The 22,554-nt window shown below is 62.7% G+C and carries 26 protein-coding genes and 1 pseudogene; 16 read left to right on the plus strand and 11 right to left on the minus strand.

Annotation, left to right across the window (positions count from 1 at the left end):
• Window positions 1-30 precede the first annotated feature (30 nt).
• Window positions 31-1,131: a peptidase C39 family protein gene (locus ACUN0G_RS30260; protein WP_421552915.1), complete on the plus strand. Its 1,101-nt coding sequence runs from the start codon at window positions 31-33 to the stop codon at window positions 1,129-1,131.
• Here ACUN0G_RS30260 and sfnG read toward each other — a convergent pair.
• Window positions 1,115-2,206 carry a dimethylsulfone monooxygenase SfnG gene (gene sfnG, locus ACUN0G_RS30265; protein ID WP_445575167.1) on the minus strand — a complete coding sequence of 364 codons (1,092 nt, stop codon included), beginning with the start codon at window positions 2,204-2,206 and terminating at the stop codon, window positions 1,115-1,117. The two genes, ACUN0G_RS30260 and sfnG, sit on opposite strands and share 17 nt — an antisense overlap.
• 263 nt (window positions 2,207-2,469) lie before the next feature.
• Between sfnG and ACUN0G_RS30270 the strand changes: the two genes are divergently transcribed.
• Entirely contained in the window at window positions 2,470-3,705 is a 1,236-nt protein-coding gene (locus ACUN0G_RS30270) for an acyl-CoA dehydrogenase family protein (RefSeq protein WP_445575168.1), read from the plus strand.
• Here ACUN0G_RS30270 and ACUN0G_RS30275 read toward each other — a convergent pair.
• Window positions 3,702-4,487 (minus strand): sulfite exporter TauE/SafE family protein, encoded by a 786-nt coding sequence (locus ACUN0G_RS30275; protein ID WP_063029803.1) that lies wholly within the window; start codon window positions 4,485-4,487, stop codon window positions 3,702-3,704. The genes ACUN0G_RS30270 and ACUN0G_RS30275 overlap by 4 nt on opposite strands.
• Window positions 4,488-4,569: 82 nt before the next feature.
• Window positions 4,570-5,349, minus strand: a complete 780-nt coding sequence (locus ACUN0G_RS30280) for a methyltransferase domain-containing protein (protein WP_445575169.1) — start codon at window positions 5,347-5,349, stop codon at window positions 4,570-4,572.
• Between the two features lie 136 nt (window positions 5,350-5,485).
• On the opposite strand from ACUN0G_RS30280, the gene ACUN0G_RS30285 reads away from it, so the two are divergent.
• The 5 genes from ACUN0G_RS30285 (at window position 5,486) to ACUN0G_RS30305 (ending at window position 9,295) form a co-directional block, all read left to right on the plus strand.
• Window positions 5,486-6,007 carry a DUF3455 domain-containing protein gene (locus ACUN0G_RS30285; RefSeq protein ID WP_226475917.1) on the plus strand — a complete coding sequence of 174 codons (522 nt, stop codon included), beginning with the start codon at window positions 5,486-5,488 and terminating at the stop codon, window positions 6,005-6,007.
• A gap of 70 nt (window positions 6,008-6,077) precedes the next feature.
• Window positions 6,078-6,605, plus strand: a complete 528-nt coding sequence (locus tag ACUN0G_RS30290; protein ID WP_421552911.1) for a sigma-70 family RNA polymerase sigma factor — start codon at window positions 6,078-6,080, stop codon at window positions 6,603-6,605.
• Window positions 6,602-7,285, plus strand: a complete 684-nt coding sequence (locus ACUN0G_RS30295) for an anti-sigma factor (protein ID WP_445575170.1) — start codon at window positions 6,602-6,604, stop codon at window positions 7,283-7,285. The genes ACUN0G_RS30290 and ACUN0G_RS30295 overlap by 4 nt, the downstream gene beginning before the upstream one ends.
• 114 nt (window positions 7,286-7,399) lie before the next feature.
• Window positions 7,400-8,653, plus strand: a complete 1,254-nt coding sequence (locus ACUN0G_RS30300) for a chloride channel protein (protein WP_421525702.1) — start codon at window positions 7,400-7,402, stop codon at window positions 8,651-8,653.
• 87 nt (window positions 8,654-8,740) lie between these two features.
• Window positions 8,741-9,295 (plus strand): UPF0149 family protein, encoded by a 555-nt coding sequence (locus ACUN0G_RS30305; protein ID WP_063029794.1) that lies wholly within the window; start codon window positions 8,741-8,743, stop codon window positions 9,293-9,295.
• 132 nt (window positions 9,296-9,427) lie between these two features.
• Here the strand turns inward: ACUN0G_RS30305 and ACUN0G_RS30310 are convergent, their stop codons facing one another.
• Together ACUN0G_RS30310 and ACUN0G_RS30315 are read right to left on the minus strand one after the other, a co-directional pair.
• Window positions 9,428-10,057 (minus strand): lytic polysaccharide monooxygenase auxiliary activity family 9 protein, encoded by a 630-nt coding sequence (locus tag ACUN0G_RS30310; RefSeq protein WP_421525704.1) that lies wholly within the window; start codon window positions 10,055-10,057, stop codon window positions 9,428-9,430.
• A 212-nt stretch (window positions 10,058-10,269) separates the two neighbouring features.
• Window positions 10,270-10,623, minus strand: coding sequence for a DUF1428 domain-containing protein (locus ACUN0G_RS30315; protein ID WP_445575171.1), 354 nt, complete (start codon window positions 10,621-10,623; stop codon window positions 10,270-10,272).
• A 174-nt stretch (window positions 10,624-10,797) separates the two neighbouring features.
• Here ACUN0G_RS30315 and ACUN0G_RS30320 point away from each other — a divergent pair, with 174 nt between their 5' ends.
• The gene (locus ACUN0G_RS30320) at window positions 10,798-11,598 is read left to right on the plus strand and encodes an isocitrate lyase/PEP mutase family protein (RefSeq protein WP_445575172.1); all 801 of its coding nucleotides are present in this window, start codon (window positions 10,798-10,800) and stop codon (window positions 11,596-11,598) included.
• Here the strand turns inward: ACUN0G_RS30320 and ACUN0G_RS30325 are convergent.
• Window positions 11,595-12,494 (minus strand): LysR family transcriptional regulator, encoded by a 900-nt coding sequence (locus tag ACUN0G_RS30325; protein WP_445575173.1) that lies wholly within the window; start codon window positions 12,492-12,494, stop codon window positions 11,595-11,597. The genes ACUN0G_RS30320 and ACUN0G_RS30325 overlap by 4 nt on opposite strands.
• Before the next feature lie 114 nt (window positions 12,495-12,608).
• Between ACUN0G_RS30325 and ACUN0G_RS30330 the strand changes: the two genes are divergently transcribed.
• The 5 genes from ACUN0G_RS30330 to ACUN0G_RS30350 all read left to right on the plus strand — a co-directional run bounded on the left by ACUN0G_RS30330 (window position 12,609) and on the right by ACUN0G_RS30350 (window position 16,568).
• The gene (locus tag ACUN0G_RS30330) at window positions 12,609-13,508 is read left to right on the plus strand and encodes an NAD-dependent epimerase/dehydratase family protein (RefSeq protein WP_093209587.1); all 900 of its coding nucleotides are present in this window, start codon (window positions 12,609-12,611) and stop codon (window positions 13,506-13,508) included.
• A complete protein-coding gene (locus ACUN0G_RS30335; protein WP_445575174.1) occupies window positions 13,505-14,335 on the plus strand; it encodes an SDR family NAD(P)-dependent oxidoreductase in 831 nt (276 codons plus the stop codon). Before ACUN0G_RS30330 ends, ACUN0G_RS30335 begins: the two co-directional genes overlap by 4 nt.
• 11 nt (window positions 14,336-14,346) lie before the next feature.
• Window positions 14,347-14,805 (plus strand): nuclear transport factor 2 family protein, encoded by a 459-nt coding sequence (locus ACUN0G_RS30340; RefSeq protein WP_445575175.1) that lies wholly within the window; start codon window positions 14,347-14,349, stop codon window positions 14,803-14,805.
• Between the two features lie 84 nt (window positions 14,806-14,889).
• The gene (aroA, locus tag ACUN0G_RS30345; RefSeq protein ID WP_445575176.1) at window positions 14,890-16,146 is read left to right on the plus strand and encodes a 3-phosphoshikimate 1-carboxyvinyltransferase; all 1,257 of its coding nucleotides are present in this window, start codon (window positions 14,890-14,892) and stop codon (window positions 16,144-16,146) included.
• A 32-nt stretch (window positions 16,147-16,178) separates the two neighbouring features.
• Window positions 16,179-16,568, plus strand: a complete 390-nt coding sequence (locus ACUN0G_RS30350; protein ID WP_017475570.1) for a hypothetical protein — start codon at window positions 16,179-16,181, stop codon at window positions 16,566-16,568.
• Here ACUN0G_RS30350 and ACUN0G_RS30355 read toward each other — a convergent pair whose 3' ends face one another.
• Window positions 16,569-16,943 (minus strand): tautomerase family protein, encoded by a 375-nt coding sequence (locus tag ACUN0G_RS30355; RefSeq protein ID WP_008436392.1) that lies wholly within the window; start codon window positions 16,941-16,943, stop codon window positions 16,569-16,571. It abuts the gene before it with no gap.
• Between the two features lie 4 nt (window positions 16,944-16,947).
• On the minus strand, window positions 16,948-17,226 hold the full coding sequence (locus tag ACUN0G_RS30360; RefSeq protein WP_008436391.1) for a carboxymuconolactone decarboxylase family protein: 279 nt from the start codon (window positions 17,224-17,226) through the stop codon (window positions 16,948-16,950).
• A gap of 107 nt (window positions 17,227-17,333) precedes the next feature.
• Between ACUN0G_RS30360 and ACUN0G_RS30365 the strand changes: the two genes are divergently transcribed.
• Window positions 17,334-18,191: a LysR substrate-binding domain-containing protein gene (locus tag ACUN0G_RS30365; protein WP_445575177.1), complete on the plus strand. Its 858-nt coding sequence runs from the start codon at window positions 17,334-17,336 to the stop codon at window positions 18,189-18,191.
• Here ACUN0G_RS30365 and ACUN0G_RS30370 read toward each other — a convergent pair.
• Window positions 18,188-18,793, minus strand: coding sequence for an NAD(P)H-dependent oxidoreductase (locus tag ACUN0G_RS30370; protein WP_445575178.1), 606 nt, complete (start codon window positions 18,791-18,793; stop codon window positions 18,188-18,190). The two genes, ACUN0G_RS30365 and ACUN0G_RS30370, sit on opposite strands and share 4 nt — an antisense overlap.
• 90 nt (window positions 18,794-18,883) lie before the next feature.
• On the opposite strand from ACUN0G_RS30370, the gene ACUN0G_RS30375 reads away from it, so the two are divergent.
• Window positions 18,884-19,486: a TetR/AcrR family transcriptional regulator gene (locus ACUN0G_RS30375; protein ID WP_445575179.1), complete on the plus strand. Its 603-nt coding sequence runs from the start codon at window positions 18,884-18,886 to the stop codon at window positions 19,484-19,486.
• Here ACUN0G_RS30375 and ACUN0G_RS30380 read toward each other — a convergent pair.
• Together ACUN0G_RS30380 and ACUN0G_RS30385 are read right to left on the minus strand one after the other, a co-directional pair.
• Window positions 19,483-20,156, minus strand: a pseudogene (locus ACUN0G_RS30380) (GNAT family N-acetyltransferase). The gene ACUN0G_RS30375 and the pseudogene ACUN0G_RS30380 sit on opposite strands and share 4 nt — an antisense overlap.
• A gap of 139 nt (window positions 20,157-20,295) precedes the next feature.
• Entirely contained in the window at window positions 20,296-21,186 is an 891-nt protein-coding gene (locus ACUN0G_RS30385) for a LysR family transcriptional regulator (RefSeq protein ID WP_445575180.1), read from the minus strand.
• Window positions 21,187-21,297: 111 nt separating this feature from the next.
• Here ACUN0G_RS30385 and ACUN0G_RS30390 point away from each other — a divergent pair, with 111 nt between their 5' ends.
• Entirely contained in the window at window positions 21,298-22,524 is a 1,227-nt protein-coding gene (locus ACUN0G_RS30390) for an MFS transporter (protein WP_445575181.1), read from the plus strand.
• Window positions 22,525-22,554 lie beyond the last annotated feature (30 nt).

Below are 22,554 nucleotides of genomic sequence, written 5' to 3' on the forward strand. Positions count from 1 at the left end.
GTTTCGTTACGCAACTTTTACGGCGGTCACATGGCTCTTTTCTTTCGCGTTGCAACACCCGATGACGTGCCTGCATTGGTGGCATTGGAACAGCACTGTTTCACCACGGACCGGCTCTCCACCCGCAGCTTCCAGTGGATGGTCAGCCGCGCCCACGGGCAACTGCTGGTGGCAGAAAAAGATGACGAATTGCTGGGCTACGCCCTGGTGCTGTTCCACCGGGGCACCTCCCTGGCGCGGCTGTATTCCATCGCCATCGCCGAGTCCTCCCGGGGCCTGGGACTGGGCAAGCAACTGCTGACGCGCATCGAAGCCTGCGCCGTAGAACATGACTGCGCCTACCTGCGCCTGGAAGTGCGCACCGACAACCCCGGCGCCATCGCCCTATACGAGCGCAACGGCTACCGGCGCTTTGCCCTGATCAACGACTACTACGAAGACCACGCCCCGGCACTGCGCCTGGAAAAACGCATCCTCCAGCACCAGGACGCACGGGCCTTGAGCGTCCCCTATTACCAGCAGACCACCGACTTCACCTGTGGCGCCGCCAGCCTGCTGATGGCCATGGGTGCCCTGGAACCTGCGCGTGTGGCCCAGCGCCGCGAAGAACTGCAGATCTGGCGCGAAGCAACCACCGTGTTCATGACCGCCGGCCATGGCGGTTGCAGCCCCCAAGGCCTGGCACTTGCCGCGTGGCGCCGGGGCTTTCGGGTGCGCATGCAGGTCAACGTCAGCGGGCCGTTGTTTCTCGACGGGGTGCGTGATGCGCATAAAAAAGACGTCATGCGTTTGGTGCATGACGCCTTCGAGGAAGAGTTGGCGTTGAGCGACGTTGAGCAAGTGCTCGGCGGCCCCCTGGATTTACCCCAGGTGCTGCGCGACGGCGGGCAGCCGCTGGTGTTGATCAGCAGCTACCGGCTGACCCGCTCCAAATCGCCCCATTGGGTGATCGTCACCGACTGCGACGAGGACTTCGTCTACCTGCACGACCCGGACGTGGACCACAGCCAGCATCGCCAGCCCATGGACTGCCAGCACCTGCCGGTCAGCCACGGGGAGTTCGAGCGAATGTGCCGGTTCGGCAATAACAAATTACGGGCGGCAGTGGTGGTGTTCAGGCGACTTGCTTGATCCCGGCCTTGGCTTCCAGTTCGCGCACCAGCGGTAATACACGCTTGCCGAAGTATTCCACTTCTTCCTGGAAGTGCAGGAAGCCGGCCAGTACCAGGTCCACGCCGACCGCCTTCAAGGCGACGATGCGCTCGGCAATCTGTTGCGGGGTGCCGATCAGGTTGGTCTTGAAGCCATCGTTGTATTGCACCAGATCCTCAAAGGTCGACTTGGCCCAGTTGCCCTCGCCTTCCGGTGATGCCTTGCCCGCCTGTTTCGCCGCGTCGCCAAATGCGTTGACGGCTTCCGGGTCGGCCTGCTCGATGATTTGCGCGAGCACGGCGCGGGCTTCTTCCTCGGTGTCACGGGCGATCACAAATGCGTTGACCCCGACTTTCACCGAATGGTGGTTGGCAGCGGCCTTGGCACGAATATCGTCCAACTGGGCCTTGATGCCTTCCGGGGTGTTGCCGTTGGTGAAGTACCAGTCCGACACCCGAGCGGCCATGTCCCGCGCGGCTCGCGAACTGCCGCCCTGGAAGATTTCCGGGTGCGGTTCGCCCAGAGGCTTGGGCTTGAGGCTGTAATTGTCGAAGCGGTAGAAATCCCCCCGGAAGGTGAAATTGTCCTGGGTCCAGATGCCTTTCAGGGCGCGGATAAATTCTTCGGAGCGGCGATAACGCTCGTCATGCTCCAGCCAGTGTTCGCCGATGGCCTGGAACTCGCCCTTGAACCAACCGCTGACGATGTTGACGGCCACGCGGCCGTTGGTGAGCTGGTCGATGGTTGCCAGTTGCTTGGCCGCCAACGCAGGTTGCCAAGGGCCGGGCAGGATTGCCGCGATCACCTTGAGCTTGGTGGTGGCCGCCAGCAACGCGTGGCTGAACGCGACGGACTCATGCTGGTATTCGGCGCCATAACCGGCGGTGAAACGAATTTGTGTCAGGGCGTACTCGAAGCCGGCTTCTTCAGCCAACTGCGCCAGCTTGCGGTTGTAATCGATGCCCCAGTGGGTGCGCTGTTCGATCTTGCTGACCACCAGCCCCCCGCTGACGTTGGGCACCCAGTAGGCAAATTTAACGGCTTGCTGACTCATCGGACTGTACCTCGTGGATTGGCATGTACAGCGTAGGGAGCAGCAACTGTGCCAGTCACTGTGAGAGGCCCGGACCAAGGGGCCTGGCGCGCTGAAATGGGCGAAAAACGACCTGCGGGAAGGTGTCATGGATTGCGCTGGTTTGTCGTTTTGCTGTTGCCACAGCAACAGTTGGATTCGCCCCGCGCCCGCAAACACGGCCGTTGGCGCCCGGCATGGACCGTGCAATAGCTCCACTGCCCAACTGCCCAGGAGCCTTCCCCATGACCGAACATCACGTGATCAATCCACTGTCCACCGGCGTCGATTATCACGCCCTGGCCGAACGCTTCCGGCCGATTTTCCAGCGCATCGCCGAGGGTGCCGTAGAACGCGAACACACCCGCGCCCTGCCCTACGAGCCGATCCAATGGCTCAAGCAAGCCGGCTTTGGCGCGGTGCGCGTGCCCGTGGAATACGGCGGTGGTGGCGCCTCCCTGCCTCAGCTGTTTGAACTGCTGATCGAGCTCGCCGAAGCCGACTCCAACGTGCCCCAGGCCCTGCGTGGGCACTTTGCGTTTGCCGAAGACCGCCTGAACGCCGCACCTGGCGCAGCGCGTGACATCTGGTTCAAACGCTTTGTCGACGGCGACATCGTCGGCTGCGCCTGGACCGAAATCGGCAGCGTGGCCATCGGCGATGTTGTCACTAAAGTCAGCCCCGACGGCGATAAATGGAAACTCAACGGTGAGAAGTTCTACAGCACTGGCAGTCTGTTTTCCGACTGGATCGACGTCTATGCCCAACGCAGCGACACCGGCGGCGACGTGATTGCCGCCACCCGCACCCGCCAGCCCGGCGTGGTGCAAAGCGATGACTGGGACGGCTTTGGCCAACGCACCACCGGCAGCGGCACCTCGCGCTTTACCGATGCGGTGGTGGAGGCGGAAAACGTCATCGACTTTGCTACCCGCTTTAAATACCAGACTGCGTTCTACCAGTTGGTACTGCTCGCCACCCTCGCCGGCATCGGCCGCGCAGCCCTCAAGGATGTGGCGCATCAGGTGCGCAGCCGCAAGCGGATCTACAGCCACGGCAATGCGGCCCATGTGAGCCAGGACTCGCAGATTCAGCAAGTGGTGGGCGAAGTCGCGGCGCTGGTGTATGCCGCCGAAGCCAGTGCGCTGAAAGCAACCGTCCCTGCGCAGCGGGCTTACGTGGCAAGGTTCGGTGGGGATGATGCGGTGGAGCGCGAAGCCAACGTCGCCGCTGAAATCGAATCAGCCACGGCGCAGGTAGTGGTTTCGCAACTGATCCAGCGCGCCACCACTGAACTGTTCAACGCGCTGGGGGCGTCGGATGTGCGCCAGGGCAAAGCCCTCGATCGGCACTGGCGCAATGCACGCACGGTGTCGTCCCACAACCCGGTGATCTACAAGGCGCGGATTGTCGGCGACTGGGTGGTCAACGGCACCGAGCCGCCGTTTGTATGGCAGATCGGCAATGGGCCGGCGCGTTAAAGTGCCAGCTTGAAGCCGATCATCACCAGCATGAACGCCAGGCAAGGACGCAATATCCCGTCCGGGACCTTGCCGGCCATGTGGCTGCCGACATAAATCCCCGGCAGCGAGCCCAGCAGCAGGAAGCCCAGCAGGGTCCAGTCCATATTGCCCATGCTCGCGTGGCCGAGGCCGGCGACCAGGGTCAGCGGCACGGCGTGGGCGATTTCGGTGCCCACCAGGCGCTTGGTGGCCAGGAACGGGTACAGGATAAACAGCGCCACGGTGCCCAGGGCGCCGGCGCCGATGGAGGTCAGGGCCACCATGGTGCCGAGGATCGCGCCGGTAACGACGGTCAGCCCATTGAGGTTGCGCGGCGCCATCTTGTAGTCGTCGCCGGCATGCCGCTGGGCGAACGCCAGCAGCTTGTTCTTGAACAGGATCGCCGTGGCCGTCAGCAGCAGCACCACGCCCAGGGATTGCTTGATGACCGCGTTCAAGGCGGCGGGATCGGTGTCCAGGCTCTTGAGGAACCACAAGGTTAGCAACACTGCAGGCACGCTGCCCAGGGTCAACCAGCCGGTGATGGTCCAGTCGATGTTGCGATTCTTGCTGTGAACCAGCACACCACCCGACTTGGTGATGGCGGCATACAACAGGTCGGTGCCCACGGCGGTGGCCGGGTTGATGCCGAACCAGAGCAGGATCGGCGTCATCAACGAGCCGCCGCCCACACCGGTCATACCCACGATAAATCCAACAATCAGGCCAGCAATCGAGAAACCAAAATTACCTACATCCATTACCACTACCTGCGGCCTTATAAAATTCTGGCCGCAGCATAGCGATTTTTCTTATAACCACTTATATCAAAACGTTCTGACTTTATGCCTTTCTTGCCAGTCGCTGGCTGCGGTAGGCCTGGGTCTGATACGGGAAGGCGACTGTCTCACGACCGCGCAACGCCGGATGCGTGCTGATCAGCGCCTGCAACTGCTCGGTCACCTGTGCTTTTTCCGCCGGCGGCAGCGCAGCGATAAAGCTCACGGAAAGGAAGCGATCCATGATCACTTCCTGGGGGCTGCCCACGTGGCTGTAGGGGAAGCAGGTCATTTCGGGCGCCGAAAAATACTCACCCGTGAACGCCTCGCGCCAACGCCCGGTGTGAAAACGCGGGGTGTCACCCTCGTAGGGCGTGATGATCTCGGTGATCGCTGCAACCCAGTCCACCGACTCATCCCGCACATTCCAGATCAACCCAAGGCGACCGTCCGGCTTGAGCACCCGGTGAATTTCCGCCAGGGCCGCTTCCGTGGAGAACCAGTGGAATGCCTGGGCGCACACCAGCGCATCGGCGGTGGCCGCTTCCAGGGGGATGGCTTCGGCGGTGCCCGAGAGCAGGCGCACCTGCGGCAGCAATTTCTTCAACTGCGCGCCCATCGCCTCCACCGGCTCGACCGCGATCAACGTCGGCGCCACGGTATTGAGCAAGCGGGTGAACTTGCCGGTGCCGGCCCCCAGGTCGATGACGGTGGAATGGGGATTGATCTGCAGGGCGTCGGTCAGCCAGCCCGTGAGTTGCCGTGGATAGTCCGGTCGGCCTTGGGCGTAGGTGACGGCCTGAGTAGAGAAACCCTGTTGAGCAGACGTGTGAACACCGGTCATTGCCAATCGCTCCTCTGGTAGTGCGGGGGCCACAGTGTGCGCCCTTGCTGATTTATTTTCTAATCGCTGCATCCGTTTTCGCGTGCCGTGGGTAGTACAGGCAGCAGCGCCTTGCTGCCCCTACGGAGAGACACCGATGAACGCCAAAGCCCTGTTCTGCGTGACCTGCCTGTTTGCCGCTGCACCGACCGCCTTTGCCCAGACCGGTTTACCCGACAGCATCAAGGTGCCGGACGGTCACAAGGTGGCAATGGAAACCACTGGAGTCGGCGAAATCACTTACGAGTGCCGCGACAAGGCCAACGCTGCCGGCCAGACCGAATGGTTTTTCGTCGGGCCCAAGGCCGTGCTTAATGACCGCAATGGCCAGCAGGTCGGAAGTTACTTCGGCCCGCCGGCCACCTGGCAGGCCAAGGACGGCTCGAAAGTCACCGGCACCCAGTTGGCGGTGGCGCCGTCCAGCCCTGGCAACTTGCCCTATCAATTGGTCAAGGCCAACCCCGCCGAAGGCAAGGGTGCAATGAGCGGCGTCGCCTACATTCAACGGGTCGCCCTCAAGGGTGGCGTAGCACCGAGCACCGAATGCACCGCAGCCAACAAGGGCCAGCAGGCAGTGGTGAAGTACCAGGCCGACTACATCTTCTGGGCGGCCAACTGACCAAACTCGTCTAAGCTGCTGCGAAAGCGCCCCGGGCTCTCCGCCGGGGCATCCACCTGGAAACCTGTCTTTGCCTGAAGCCGATTTTGACTATGAAGCCTGCCTGCTGGCTTGCGCCCGTGGCGAACAACCGGCCTTGCGCGGGCTGTACCAACAGGAAAGCTCCCGGTTGCTGGGGGTTGCCTTGCGCATCGTGCGCGACAAGGCGGTGGCCGAAGACATCGTGCATGACGCCTTTATCAAGATCTGGAAGGGTGCCGCGAGCTTTGACCCGCACAAAGGCTCGGCCCGCGGCTGGGTGTACAGCGTGACCCGGCACCTGGCGTTGAATGCTGTGCGCAGTAGTGGCCGCGAAGTACCCCTCAGCGAAGAACATGAAAGCGCAGCGCCCACCGACACCTTCGACTATCAGGCGCGCTCGGGGCGGATTTACAGTTGCCTCGAACAACTCGACCCGGCCCGCCGCAATTGCATCCTGCATGCGTACGTAGACGGTTATTCCCACAGCGAAATCGCGCACAAACTCGGCACCCCGCTGGGCACCGTGAAAGCGTGGATCAAACGCAGCCTCGCGGCATTGCGTGAGTGCATGGCATGAACAGCATCGACGAACTGGCCAGCGAATACGTGCTGGGCACCTTGCCCACCGAGCAGCGTGTCGAGGTGGAACAACGCCTGGCAACCGACACCGCGTTACGAGCAGCAGTGGACGCCTGGGAGCAGCGCCTGTTGCCATTGACCGAACAGGCCACGCCCGCAACGCCATCGGTGTATTTATGGCGACGCATCGAGCGCAGCCTGGGGCATTCGGCCACTCACGGTTCGCCCGTTTCGTGGTGGAACCGGCTGGCCTTGTGGCGCGGGCTGGCCGGTGCCGGCATCGCGGCAAGCCTGGTGTTGGCGACGCTGCTACTCACCCGCACGCCTGCCATCAACCCGACCGCTTATGTGGTGGTGCTGGTCGCCCCGCAAAACCAGGCGCCGGGCTGGGTGATCCAGGCGAGTAATACTCAGGAAATCCAGCTGATCCCCCTGGGCGTCATGGAAGTACCGGCGGACAAGACCTTGCAGTTCTGGACCAAGGGCGAAGACTGGCAAGGCCCGGTGTCGCTGGGCTTGGTCAAGCCTGGGCAGACGTTATCGGTGCCGCTGGACAAACTCCCGCCACTGGCGCCGAACCAGCTGTTTGAGCTGACCCTGGAAAATCCCGGCGGATCGAAAACCGGCAAGCCGACAGGTCCGATTCAGGCAATTGGCAGGGCCGTTAAAGTAATCTGAACGTAATGCAATGTTGTGGAACGCCAGTTCGCGCAGTTGCATTACATCTCGGGGCTATGGCGTCACCATTGCGCTATAGAATCAGGCTCGAAAACCCGGCTCCCTGGACCCTTCATGCCCTCAAAGACCCGTTCGCTGCTGATTCTTGCCCTTGTCGTCATCTTTACCGGCATCGGCGCCGGCCTGGGCGGCATGCTCCTCGCCTTGCTGCTGCACGGCATTCAGCACCTGGCCTACGGCTACAGCCTCGACAGCCTGATCAGCCATGAAACCTTTTTGCTCGGCGTCACCGCCGCCGCGCCCGAACGCCGGGTGTTGGTGCTGATCACCTGCGGCCTGGTAGCCGGCGTGGGTTGGTGGTTGATCTACCGTTATGGCCGCCCCTTGGTGAGCATCAAGCAAGCGGTCTCGGCCGAGGCGCCGATCATGCCGCCCAAGACCACCCTCGCCCACGCCGTGCTGCAAATCATCACCGTGGCCCTCGGCTCGCCCTTGGGCCGTGAAGTGGCGCCACGGGAAGTCGGCGCATTGGCCGCCACCTGGTTATCACAGCGGGCGCGCCTGGCGCCGGACATGCATCGGTTGATTGTTGCCTGCGGCGCGGGTGCCGGGCTGGCGGCGGTATACAACGTGCCGCTGGGGGGCGCGGTGTTTGTGCTCGAAGTGTTGGTGGGCGTGTTCAGTTGGCCGGCGGCGGTGATCGCGTTGGCCACCTCGGCCATCGGCGCGTCAGTGGCCTGGATCGGCCTGGGGGCTGAGGCGCAATACGTGGTGCCGCACTTTGTGCTCAGCCCCGGCTTGATCGCCTGGGCGCTGGCCTGCGGCCCGGTATTTGGTCTCGCCGCCTACGGATTCACCCGCCTGACCGGCGCAGCCCGCAGCAACGCCGCCCGTGGCTGGCGGCTGCCCGTGCTGTCGTTGATCAACTTTACGATCATCGGTGGCCTGGCGATGTTCCTGCCGCAAATCCTCGGCAACGGCAAAGGCCCGGCGCAGTTGGGCTTCGACAACGAGCTGAGCATCGCCCTGGCCGCCGTGCTGCTGGTGGTCAAGGTGCTGATCACCGCCAGCAGCCTGCGCGCCGGTGCCGAAGGCGGCCTGCTGACCCCGGCGCTGGCCAACGGCGCGTTGCTCGCGATCATCCTCGGTGGCGCGTGGAACTTGCTGTGGCCCGGCGTACCGTTGGGGGCGTTCGCGATCATTGGTGCGGCGGCGTTCCTGGCATCGAGCATGAGCATGCCGTTGACGGCGATTGTGCTGGTGGCGGAATTCACCCGCATCGACCATGACTTCCTGGTGCCGATCATTCTCGCGGTGGCGGGTTCGATGTGCATGAGCAAGCTGTGCGTGTTGTGGGAAAAGCGTTGAAGAAGCTGGATTAAAACCCCGACACGCGCCATCCTCCGCGCTTTAAGCCGCCCCATCAGCGGCGTTCTACGCACAAAGGATATGCCCATGCACGACCAACCCCTCGCCCCCGCCGATTTCGAATTCATCGACGAAACCCTGCTCAAGTACGGCGACGACCATTCGGTGCTGAACCTGGCGGAACTCGACGGCTACTTCACCGCACTGGTTTCAAGCCCCGCGCAGGTGGAGGTTGCCGAATGGTTTCCCGGTATCTTTGGTGGGCAGAACCCGGATTGGGAAAGCCCGGAAGAAGCCGGGCAGTTTCTTGAATTGTGTGTGCGCCATATGAACGCCATTGCCACGCAACTGGCGACCGACGCCCAGGGTTTCAAGGCACGTTTCGAGGAAACCGAGCACCAGGACCAGCCACTGACCCTGGCGGAAGAATGGTGTTTTGGCTATATCCGTGGCGCCGCGATTGGCAACTGGCCAGAGCTGCCCGCCGAACAGGCCGGGCAACTGGAGAAGATTTCCTGGTGTGCCGAGCAGGACAACTTTGAACTGCCGGCAGACCTGGATGTTGATGCCCATCAGCAACGGGTAGCCGCTATCGAACCGGCCGCCCGCGCGTTGCACGACTACTGGTTGGCCCAGCGCTGAACGCAACACCTGTGGCGAGGGAGCATGCTCCCGCTGGGGTGCGAAGCGCCCCCGATTTTCAGGGCTGCTCCGCAGCCCAGCGGGAGCAAGCTCCCTCGCCACATTTTGTTTTGCCTCCAGGTTCAGTTGCCGTTAGTTGAAATCGACGTCAAACGCCTGATAGAACGCATTGCCGGTGTTGGCCACGATCCACATCAACACCAGCACATGCCGGCCCTTCTTGCCCTTGGGCAATGTCACCTGATGTTCAACCTTGGCCTTCAGTTCAGCCGAGTGCTGGTAATACGGCACCTGGGTATAGAAGTCCTCGAAGAACGGTTTGGGCTCCAGTTGAGCGCGGCTGATGCGCTGCTTGGGGTCCCAGCCATCCTTGGTGATCAACCAGCGATAACCACGGGTTACGTGTGCGGCGGTGTAAGCCCACTGCACCTTGAACACCTGGCCGGCTTCAACATTCAATAACGGCCAGTTAAACGGGGTGTTGAGCTTTTTGCCCATTTCTTCGTCGGTGAAGTTCACGCAGTCGCGGGCATCAGTCTTGCCGCCGCTGAGGATGTGCCCGTCAGCGGGCGGCGTGACGCTCTGATCGTCGGTTTCGTAAGGTGCAGGAAACGGGCCGGCGTTGAGGGCCGGGAAATTCTTGCCGCCTTCCATTTCGTTGACTTGCCAGCTTTCCAGCAGTCCGCGTTCTACCGCCACCGAGCCACGGCTGGCGGGGGTCACGACGCGACCATGCTTGAGTTGAGTCTGGGGTTTGTTCATTTCAGTCACTCCTTGATTGAAGACCTCCCGTCATGGGAAGCGCCTTGAACTTAGCCCACCCCACCGGGTTGTCTACCCGACGGTTCTGTCAGACAAATCGCGTCATGTCCTTGTTTTGCGTAGCTTTCGCACTGGTCTTGCACCAGAGTTATCGTCGGTCCTACCCTGCGACAGGCGATCGGACTACAGCGGCCGTCCATGAACGCCTGGCCTCAGGTGTTGAGGATCATCTCAAACCCGCCATAGATCATCCGCTGCCCATCAAACGGCATCGGATTGGCGTCCGCCTTCAGGCGCGGGTCTTCCATCACCTTGCTCATCCCGACGTCACGCACCTGCCGCGACGGCCAGACGATCCAGGAAAACACCACGGTTTCATCCTCCTTGAGCTTGACCGCCATGGGAAACGAGGTCACCTGCCCCTGGGGCACGTCATCGCCCCAGCACTCGATGATATTCAGCGCACCGTGTTCCTTGAACACCACGGCGGCGGCCTTGGCGTGCTGGATGAATTGTTCGCGTTTTGCGGTAGGCACCGCGATGACGCAGCCATCTACGTAAGACATGATCGTTCTCCTGATTCGACGGGTTGTTCTGCTTGTAGTCGATCCATCAGGCGCTCAATCGACATCAGCGTGGCAAATGTCGACCAGTGGTGGTTTAACGATTGCGATGCCGGGTCGATTCTTGATATGACAGGCGCCTTCAACAGCAAAGCCCACCCAAAGGACTGACCCGCCATGACCGCCCACGCTACCGCCTTCCACGCCCTGCACCATGCTCAACTGTTGATCCTGCCCAACGTCGCCGATGCCGGCGGCGCGCGCCTGGTGGCGCAACTGGGCAGCCAGGCCGTCGCCACCAGCAGCGCGGCCGTTGCCTGGACCCACGGCTACAAGGACGGCAATCAGCTGCCGCTGCCGCTGCTGGTCAGCACCGTGCAATCCATCGCCCGGGTGATTGACGTGCCGCTGAGCGTGGACATCGAGGCCGGTTATTCCGACGACCCGGAGCACGTGGGCCGGGTGATCAAGGCCGTAATCGACGCGGGCGCCATCGGCGTCAATATCGAGGACGGTGCCGGCACCCCTGAACTGCTGGCGCGCAAGATCGAGGTTGCCCGTCGTGTGGCGGACAGCTGTGGCGTGAAGCTGTTTATCAATGCCCGCAGCGACGTGTATTTGAAAGGATTGGCCCCAGAGCCTCAGCGCCTTGAAGAACTCCTCAAGCGCGCGGCGTTGTACCAGGGCGCAGGCGCCGACGGGCTGTTTGCCGCCGGCATCCATCTGGAACACGAAATCCGTCAGCTCTGCCAGGCGACCAACTTGCCGGTCAACGTGCTGGCCTGGGCCGGCCTGCCTGCGCCCGAGACGCTGCAAGCCTTGGGCGTACGCCGCCTCACGGCCGGCTCGAGCATCGCCGAATTCCTGTATGGCGCCATGCACAGCCTGGCCGAAGGTTTCCTGCGAACCGGGAAGCTCGATACCCATGAGCTGAAGTCGTTCACCTACGGCGACTTGAATGGCCGCATGCCGGGTTAAGACGTCCCACGTACCAACGGCATATTGGCGACAATAAATTCGATAAACACCCGCAGCTTGGGCGGCACCTGCCGCCCCGACGGCCACAGCAGGTTGAACTGGCCACCCTCCCAGGTGTAATCCCCAAGCACCTCCACCAGATGCCCGGCCGCCAGCGCCTCGCGCACCACGAAGTCGGCCGCATAAGTCAGGCCTTGGCCTTGCACCGCCAGCTCCATGCGCCCTTCCACCGAATTGCAGATCATCGAGCGCGGCAGCTCAAGCTCCAGCGCTCGCTCGTCGCGGCGCATCTGCCAGGCCTGGAGTTTGCCGGAGGCAGGAAAGCGGAAATGGATGCAACGATGTGCGTGCAAGTCTTCCGGGCAACGCGGCGTGCCGTTGCTGGCCAGGTAGTCCGGGGAGCCGACGATCAACATTCGATAGGTGCCCAGTGGGCGCGCCGACAACCCCGAATCCTTCGGCGCACCGCTGCGGATCACTGCATCGAAACCTTCGGCGATCACGTCAGCCAGACGGTCGTTGAAATCCAGGTCCAGCTGGATCTGCGGGTACAACGCCTGGAACTCGCCGAACATCCTCAGGAACGGCCGGGCAATCATCGGCAGGCCAACCCGCAGCGGTCCCTGGGGCGCGGCAAGGGTTTGCGACAGCTCTTCACCCGCCACTTCCAGCTCCGCCAACACCCGCCGGCAGCGCTCGACAAACTGCGTGCCCTGGGCCGTGAGGGTGATGCTGCGGGTGCTGCGATGGAACAGCCGCACACCAAACTTTGCCTCCAGCCGGGCAATGCTCTTGCTCACCGCCGACGCCGAGATGCCCAGCGCCCTGCCCGCGCCGACAAAACTGCGGGCTTCAGCCGCCGCGACAAACACGCCGATGGCGTTCAGGCTTTCCATACGCTCCCCCATTAAGGACTCTTGAGTCCATTCTAAACAGAACTGAGGCCTGTTTTTCCGCTAATTATTCACGCCTATGGTGGTGGCTCGTTCCCCAGCCACAGGCTTTTACCCATGAAGATTTTCCTTACCGGTGCCAATGGTTTCGTCGGCGGTAGCGTCGCCCATCACTTGATTGCCCAAGGGCACAGCGTGCGCGGCCTGCTGCGGGACCCGCAGAAAGCCGCACGCCTGCAAGCCCAGGGCATCACTCCAGTGATTGGCAGCCTGGATGATCGCCAATTACTGATCGACGAAGCTCGCCAAGCCGATGCGGTGATTGATGCCGCCAACAGCGACCACGCCGGCGCCGTCGACGCGTTTATCGAGGCGCTGCGGGGCTCCGGCAAACTGCTGATCCACACCAGCGGCTCCAGCATCATCGGTGATGATGCGTTGGGTAATACGCTGTCCGAACACATCTTCGACGAAGACACGCCGTTCATCATCGAGGCCCCCAAGCAAGCCCGTTACGACATCGACCTGCGCATGATGGCTGCCGCCGACCTGGGCATCCGCAGCGTGGTGATCTGTCCGAGCAATATCTATGGCGTAGGCCATGGCCTGACCAATCACAGCTTCCAGCTGCCATTCCTGATGGCCCGCGCCCGGGAAACCGGAGTGATGCGTATTGTTGGGCGTGGGGTTAATCGCTGGTCCAACGTGCACATTGATGACGTTGCGCAATTGTTCCTGCTGGCCGTGGAAAAAGCCCCGGCTGGCGCGTTCTATTTTCTGGAGAACGGTGAAGCATCGTTTATCGATATGGCCGCCGCGCTGGCCAAGCGCATGAACCTGGGCGCGGTGCAGTCATGGCCGGCGGAAGAAGCCGAGCAACATTGGGACGCGATGCACGTGCATTACACCTTCGGCACCAATAGCCGGGTCAAGGCCAAGCGTGCTCGCGCCGAGCTGGGTTGGGCGCCGCGTCACGCTTCGATACTCGACTGGATCGGCAGCGAGATGCCGCTATGAGCCGCGTCTGGATGATTACCGGCAGCGCTGGCGGCCTGGGTGCCGGCATCGCCCGCGCGGCGCTGGTTAACGGCGACCAGGTGGTAGCCACCGACCTTGACGTGGCCCGTCTGGACCAGACCTACAGCAGCGACCAGGTGATGACCGCCGCGCTGGACATCCGCGATGAGCAACAGGCCCAAACGGTGGTGGCCGCCGCCATCGCACGATTCGGACGCATCGATGTGCTGGTCAATAACGCCGGCTACGGACAGTTCGGGCCTTTCGAGGAAGTCGAACCCGAGGCCATCGAGCGCCAGTTCGCCACCAACGTGTTCGGCACCTTCAACGTCACGCGCGCGGTGCTGCCGGTGATGCGCCGCCAGCGCAGCGGGCACCTGATGATGATGTCGTCCAATGGCGGCTTCAAGGGCGTGCGTGGGGCCTCGATGTATTCGGCGTCGAAGTTTGCGATTGAAGGGTTTTCCGAAGCCCTGGCCGAGGAAGTCGCCGAGTTCGGCATCCGCCTGACGCTGCTGGAGCCAGGGGCGTTTCGTACTGACTTTCTCGACAGCCGCATGCTCAAGCTCGGCACCCGGGCACTTGAGGATTACGCCGAATTTCGCGCCCGCACGCTGGCGGTCTTCGAGGCTCGTAATCACCGGCAAATCGGCGACCCGTACCGACTCGGCCTGGCGGTTGTGCAATTGGCGGCCCTGGCAGCACCGCCCTTGCGCTTCGTCGCTGGCAGCGATGCGGTCAGCGCCGTCGAGTTAAAGCTGTGCCAGGTCCACGCCGATCTCGAACGCTGGAGCTCGCTGTCCCTCTCCACCGATTTCCCTCAATAAAGGCACCGATCATGACCGACCTAATTACCCGCGTGGAACACCTGGAAACCCGCTTCGCCCTCGAGCGCCTGATCAGTGAGTACGCCCACGCCTTCGACTCCCGGGACGAAACGCTGCTGCGCAGCATCTGGCACGACGACGCACGGCTGGACCTCGGTGCCGCGTTCGGCTGCCATGACGGCGTCGCCGCGATCATTGCTTCCGCCCACCTCAACTGGGCAGCCATGCCGCATATGCATCACTGGATGGCCAACCCGCTGATCGACATCAGCGGCGATACCGCCAGCGCGAGGGTTGCGGTGGATTGCCTGTGCACCCATAACGAACTGGGGCAGGTGCAGATCAGCGGTCTTTATCACGACCGTTTCGAGCGCCGGCAAGGGCAATGGGCGTTCAGCGAGCGGCGCTTTGAGCTGCACTTTCTGACGCCACTGGCCGGCTGGAAGCCGGTGGCGGGGCTTGAGGCGTAGATCCACCCTCGACAACGGTAGCGTGTTTGGCCGATTATTCGTGTCCGCCAAACGCCACCCGCCTTGAAGCAGGAGCCTTGTACCTTGAGTTCGCAGAAAACCGTGACCGTTACACCGCCCAACTTTCCACTGAACGGCAAGGTAGCGCCCCCCGGCTCCAAATCCATTACCAACCGTGCCCTGCTGCTGGCGGCCCTGGCCAAGGGCACCAGCCGCTTGAGCGGCGCGCTGAAAAGCGATGACACCCGCCACATGTCGGTGGCCCTGCGGCAGATGGGCGTGGTGATCGATGAACCGGATGACACTACGTTCGTCGTCACCAGTGTTGGCAAACTGCAATTGCCGGCGCAGCCGCTGTTCCTCGGCAACGCCGGTACCGCGATGCGCTTTCTCACCGCTGCCGTGGCCACTGTACAAGGCACCGTGGTGCTGGACGGCGACGCCTACATGCAAAAACGCCCGATCGGCCCGCTGCTGGCGACCCTCGGCCAGAATGGCATCCAGGTCGACAGCCCTAGCGGTTGCCCACCCGTGACCGTCCATGGCACTGGCCGCGTGCAAGCCAAGCGTTTCGAGATCGACGGTGGCCTGTCGAGCCAGTACGTGTCGGCGCTGCTGATGCTGGCGGCGTGCGGCGAAGCCCCGATTGAAGTGGCGTTGACCGGCAAGGACATTGGCGCCCGTGGCTATGTCGACCTGACCCTGGACTGCATGCGCGCCTTCGGTGCCCAGGTAGACATCGTCGATGAAAGCACCTGGCGCGTGGCCCCGACCGGCTACACCGCCCACGACTACCTGATCGAGCCTGACGCTTCCGCCGCCACCTATTTGTGGGCTGCCGAAGTGCTGACCGGTGGCCGCATCGACCTCGGTGTCGCCCCGCAGGATTTCACCCAGCCCGATGCCAAGGCCCAGGCAGTGATCGCGCAGTTCCCGCACATGCAACCGGTGGTTGTCGGTTCGCAGATGCAGGACGCAATCCCCACCCTCGCCGTGCTCGCCGCGTTCAACAACACGCCGGTACGTTTCACGGAACTGGCCAACCTGCGGGTCAAGGAATGTGATCGGGTGCAGGCACTGCATGACGGTCTGAATGAAATCCGCCCAGGCCTGGCGACCATTGAAGGTGATGACTTGCTGGTAGCCAGCGATCCGGCCCTGGCGGGTACCACCTGCAACGCGCTGATCGACACCCACGCCGACCACCGCATCGCGATGTGCTTTGCCTTGGCGGGCTTGAAGGTCTCGGGGATCAGGATTCAGGACCCGGACTGCGTCGGCAAGACCTATCCTGAGTACTGGAAAGAGCTGGAAAGCCTTGGGGTCCATCTGACCTGGTAAGCCGCCGGCGCCGGTAACGGGAGGGAGACTGCATGACAATTCGCCAACCCTGCCCACCCGGCGTCTGCGACTGCAATCGTGAGCAACTGCTCGACCTTCCCGGCGCCGATGCACGCATCCTGCACCTGACGCGCCAGGAAGAAAAACGCCTGCTCGAACGCCTCGAAAACCTGCAAAGCCTGCCCGACCTGGAGCGCATGCAACAGCTGATGCACCAGCAACTGGGGATTCGCGTGCATGTCGCGCCGGGCCATACGGAAGTGAAGACGATGCGCGGGATTCAGATCGTTATCGATGACTTGCCGGGGTTGTGTCGCAAGACCCGGCAGTCGATTCCGGCAGCGATTCGCAAGGGCATGGAGAAACGGCCGGAGATTGCGTATCGGTTGCTGGATGCCCATGACTTGTTTCGCGAGGGTTGATCAGTTCCCTCTGCCACCTGCAAACGACCACTCATCCGCCGCCGTCGTCGTAATCACCACCATCACATCCTCAGGGCTCAGCCCAATCGCAGCCTCCAGCCGTTCCACCAACACCTGGTAAAACCGCCGTTTAGTCTCGGTATCACGAGGTTTCCCGCCCGTGATCGCGATGAGTACATAGTCGTGGCTGCGCGGGCCGCCCAAATAGTTGGGGTCGATGATCATCTCGCCAATTTCGTGCTGGTGGATCACGTGGAAGCGATCCGCGTCAGGAATCTTGAAGCTTTCAACCAGGGCGTCATGCAATCCCTGTGAAAGCGCTTGCAGATACTCAGGGGATTTCCCGCGGTGCAGGGAGATTCGAGCGTAAGGCATGGGGTTACTCCGCAGGATGGATGGCTGCCAACAGGTTCAGCGCCGACGCCGCTGTCGGCCAGCCGGAGTAAAACGCCAGGTGAGTGATGACTTCACCCAGTTCCTCGACGCTCAAGCCATTGCCAACCGCCCGCTGCAAGTGAAACGGTAGTTGCTCCAGACGGTACATCGCCACCAGTGCCGCCACGGTGATCAGGCTGCGCTCCCTGGGCGACAGGCCCTCGCGCTCCCAGATATCGGCGAACAGCACGTCGCGGGTCAGCTCGGTAAATTTGTTGCTCATGGACGCTCGCTCCGACAATTCAGTTGACGGGCAAAAACTAGCAAGCCAGGATCATTCCGAATATCAGATTTAATGGCATCCACCATCCCGTTTTAATGGACCATTCAATGCGCCGCCCCACCTTCGACCTTGATGTACTGCGCACCTTCGTCACCGGCGTCGAGCTGAACAGCTTTGCCAAGGCGGCGGATCGCCTGGGCCGTTCGACCTCAGCCGTCAGCGCGCAATTAAAGAAACTCGAAGAACAGGTCGGCACGCCGGTGCTGAGCAAATCCGGGCGCGGGCTGGTGCTGACGCCGGTGGGTGAAGCGCTGCTCGGCCACGCCAGGCGGTTGCTGGACCTCAATGACACTGTCTTCAGCAGCCTTAACGAAACCCAAACCGCAGGCACTTTGCGCCTCGGTTTGCAGGAGGATTTCGGCGAGCATGTGCTCAGCGACATCCTGCGGCGCTTCGCCAGGCTTTATCCGATGATCAGTCTTGAAGTGCGGATAGGCCGCAATGCCGAGCTGTTGACCCTGATCGACAGCGCGAGCCTGGACCTGGCGCTGACCTGGGAAACCGGTCAGACATCGTCCTGCCGCACCCGCCTGGGGCAAACACCCATGCACTGGATCGGGCCCCGGGACAAACCTCAACTACCGCGCGCCGAGGGCGCGCCGCTGCCGCTGGTGATGTTCGAGGCACCCTGCGTATTGCGCAGCGCCGCCACCGAAGCCCTGGACCGCGCCGGCATTGCCTGGCGCATTGCCTTGACCAGCCCCAGCGTGGGCGGGATCTGGGCGGCGGTCGATGCCGGGTTGGGTGTGACCTTACGCACCCGCATCGGTTTGCCTGCGCACCTATGTGTGCTCGACGGTCTGCCGCCGGTGCCGTCCCTTGGCTATGAATTGCATTGCAGCCATCCAGCGCCAGGCGCTGCGGTAGCACAGCTGGCAGCGCTCATACAAAGCAGCCTGGTTTAGGCGGTTTCGCAGGGTTCCAGGGTGACGAACAGTTGTCGCCCCAACTTCGCTGCCGTTTCCAGATGTTGTTCCGCAGCGCCGCTTTCCGAGTCCAACAGCAGCTCGGAGGTCAGCACTTTCGCACCGCAGTAATCAAAGATCCCATGGTCGATTTGCGTACGCATGGCGTTGGCATAGCCGTGGCGTTCAAACACACCCTCGTCCGCCCCGCCGACGCCCAGCAAGTGCACCTGCAAGTGGCCGAGTTTTTTCACCACCTTCGTCTCAAGGCTGTAGTCGATCGCCCAACCGTTGACGAATACCCGGTCGATCCAGCCCTTGAGCAAGGCCGGCATCGACCACCAGAAGATCGGGAACACCAGCACCAAGGCGTCGGCGCGGTCCAGACGGGCCTGTTCGGCCAGTACGTCGGCCGGCGGCGTGGCGCGGGTGCGATGCACTTTATGGTCGGCGGCGTTGTAACGCGGGTCGAAACCTTCAGCGGCGAGGTCGGCGATTTCAAAGGTGTGGCCGGCGGCGGTTATGCCGGCAGCCGCCTGTTTGGCGAGGCTGTGGGTCAGGGAGTGTGAGTCGTGGTGAGCAACAACGATCAGCGCGTGCATGGCAGTGACTCCGTCGGGGTAGCGATGAGAAGGCAAATTGAGTAGGCTTGAGCTAAGTTACCGTTGGTAAGTTACTTTTGGTATATAAGCATGTCAAGCGATCAATCCCCTGCCCCTCGCCGCCGCCTGTCCCGGGATGACCGGTTGCGCCAGCTGCTCGACGTGGCCTGGCAACTGGTGCGAGAAGAAGGCACCGACGCCCTGACCCTGGGGCATCTGGCTGAGTTGGCCGGCGTTACAAAGCCGGTGGTGTATGACCATTTTGGCGATCGCGCGGGGCTGTTGGCCGCGCTGTATGAAGATTTCGACGCCCGTCAGAACCAGGTATTTGCCGCCGCAATCGAGGCCAGCGAACCCACCCTGGACGACCGCGCGTGGGTCATCGCCTCGTGCTATGTCGACTGTGTGTTGCTGCAGGGACGTGAAATTCCGGGGGTGATTGCTGCTTTGGCCGGCAGCCCGGAACTGGAGAGCATCAAGCGTGAGTACGACGTGATTTTCCTCGGCAAGTGCCGGGATGCCCTCGCCCCCTTTGCCGCGGACGGTGTGATAAGTCAGGCCGGTTTGAGGGGGATGCTGGGCGCAGCGCAAGCGCTGTCCCACGCCGCCGCCAGCGCAGAGATCAGCCCGGTGGAGGCACAGGAGGAACTGTTTGCGAGCATCAAGTCGATGGTGAGTCGAGGAGCGCGTTAACCCAGCCTTGCGTGCACAAACATTCGGGCCTTGTGGGTCATCTGGTCGAAGTGTCGATCACGCTGTTTCTCTGCATCGATCATCGCCCCTTGCCGTGTTTTTGCAGGAGGTAGGTGTGGATCTGCCGCACCTCCAGCGAGCTGTAGATCGACGCCACATCCAGCAGCCCCATCAAGCCGTCAGTGCTGTAGTCGCGGGTGTTCATCAGCACCTGAGTACCGCGCACGCCGCGCAGTTGAAAGCCCATGGACTCGAACGCTGGGACCTTCTCGACCGCGCAGGTCAGTTCGGCATGGGGGTAGCGGGCCAGCATGTCTTGCATCATCGCCCGCGCCACGCCCTTGCGCCGATGGCTGGCGTGCACCGCCATGTACGCCACGCCGCACGCCTCGGGATCGTCCTTCACCGGCAGGTACAGCAGGAAGCCGATCACCTGCTCCTGCGCGCCCAGCGCGACGATCAGTTCAACCGCAATGCCCTTGGAGCCGCCCAGCGCTTCGAGGTACAGGTGCACTTCGTAGCCGATCGCGTACTGGTAGACGTTGTACAGCAGATTGCTCGGCGGGATGGCGACCATGCTGATGTCGGTCAGGTTGTCGACCACCATTTGCAGGATCTGCGCATTGATCGGCTCGGGGCATGGGGTTTCATAATGGGTAAGGCTGAACATTCGAATTCCTGGTGTTTCATTTTAAGGCCTGGCGGATTGTACCTGCTGAAGGGCCGTCGTGGACCCGGAAACACCCATTGTGGTGAGGGAGCTTGCTCCCTCACCACAATGGGTCGGTGCTTTCCTGTCCGGGCTCGGCTCATTGCGCACACACCTCCCGCAGGCAACCGCGCAGCCAGCGATGGGCCAGGTCGGCGTCCAGGCGCGGGTGCCAGAGCATCGATACGGTGAAGTCCGGGAAGGCGAACGGCAGCGCAAAGCGGTAGAGGTCGCTGTGCAGGTTGGCGGTATGGCGCTCCGGTACGCTGGCGATCAGGTCGGTGCTGCGGGCCAGTGCCAGGGCGGTGGAGAAGCCGGCGACGATGGTCACCACGTCCCGGGTCAGCCCGAGCGCTTCAAGGGCCTGATGGATCTGGCCCTGATCACGGCCGCGCCGGGACACGTAGATGTGCTGGCCTTCGGCGAAGCGTTGCGGTGTGACTTCGCCCTGACTCAGGGGGTGCCCTTTGCGCACCACGCCGATAAACCGGTCGCGGAACAGCGCTTGGGTCAGCACTTCAGGGCTGGCGCTGCTGTCGACCACGCCGGTTTCCAGGTCGACGCTGCCGTCGCGCAGCGGCGTACTGCCTTTGTCCGGCTTGTGCACGAAGCGCAACAGCACGCCAGGCGCTTCCCGGGCGACCCGCGCCAACAGCGCCGGGCCGAAGTTTTCAACAAACCCGTCGCTGGTGCGCAAGGTGAAGGTGCGTACCAGCTGGCTCAAGTCCAGCGTCGCAGCGGGTCGCAACACCGCTTCGGCGTCCTGCACCAACTGACTGACCTGTTCGCGCAACACCAACGCCCGCGGCGTTGGTACCAGGCCACGCCCGGCACGCACCAGTAACGGATCGCCCGTGGTTTCCCGCAGTCGAGCCAAGGCCCGGCTCATCGCCGACGGGCTCAGGCGCAAGCGTTGAGCGGCACGGGCGACGCTGCCTTCGGCGAGCAATACATCCAGGGTGACCAGCAGATTGAAATCAGGTGTCGACACGGCAAACCTCACAGGGCGTTTGGCGCACGTATAAAGTGCAAATGCTGCGCCTTCCGCCATGTTAGGTGACGGCGTAGATTTCCGACAGCGGTCAAACCCTGGAGCCTCTTGATGAAATCACCTGCACCCCGTGGCGCCCTCGCCGCCCTGTCACTGTCCATGTTGCTGGCGTCTTTGGGCACCAGCATCGCCAACGTCGGCCTGCCAAGCCTGGTGCAGGCGTTTGACGCATCCTTTCAAGCGGCGCAGTGGGTGGTGCTTGCGTACTTGCTGGCAATCACCGCCGTGATCGTCAGCGTCGGGCGACTGGGCGACCTGATGGGACGCAGCCGTTTGCTACTGGCGGGGTTACTGCTCTTCACCGTGGCCTCGGCCCTGTGCGGCGTGGCCCCGTCCCTTGGGCTGTTGATTGCGGCGCGTGCCGTGCAAGGCCTGGGCGCGGCGATCATGATGGCCATGACCATGGCGCTGGTGGGCGAGACCGTCGCCAAGGAGCGTACCGGCCGCACCATGGGTTTGCTCGGCACGATGTCGGCCATGGGCACCGCGCTGGGGCCAAGCCTTGGCGGGATGTTGATCGCCGGGTTTGGCTGGCGCGCGCTGTTCTTCATCACCGTGCCGCTGGGGTTGCTGACCTTTGCCCTCGCCCGGCGTTATCTGCGCGTCGACCGCGATGGGCAGCAGCCCGCGCAATCCGGGTTCAGTTTCTTGTCGACGCTACGGGAGTCGACCCTGAGCGCCGGCCTGGCCATGAGCGCCCTGGTGTCGGCGGTGATGATGGCGACACTCGTCGTCGGGCCCTTCTACCTGACCCACGGTGCGGGCCTCGACCCCGCCTGGATGGGCCTGACCATGGCAGTCGGGCCCTGCGTTTCAGCATTGACGGGCATACCTGCCGGGCGTTTGACCGACCGTTTCGGCAGCGGCCCGATGACGATTGCCGGGCTGCTGGCGATGCTGGCCGGCTGCCTGTTACTCGCACTGACGCCACCGAACCTCGGGATTGCCGGCTACATCGGCCCGCTGATCATCCTCACCCTCGGCTACGCCCAGTTTCAGGCCGCCAACAACACCGCGGTGATGAGCGACGTACTGCCAGACCGCCGTGGCGTAGTCGCCGGCTTGCTCAACCTGTCGCGCAATGTGGGGCTGATCGCGGGCGCCTCGGCATTGGGTGCGGTCTTTGCGCGGGTTTCAGGTGACCTCGCCACGGCCACTCCCGCCGACGTGGGAAGTGGGATGCAAGCCACGTTCGGCGTGGCATTGGCACTGATTGGTGTAGGTCTTTTCCTGGCCCTACGCGCCCTGTTCCGCTTAACAGCTGTCTTGACAAGGTAAAATCGTAACGACTATTGTCTGACAACCTGA

It is taken from the genome of Pseudomonas sp. 32A, from assembly GCF_052682255.1.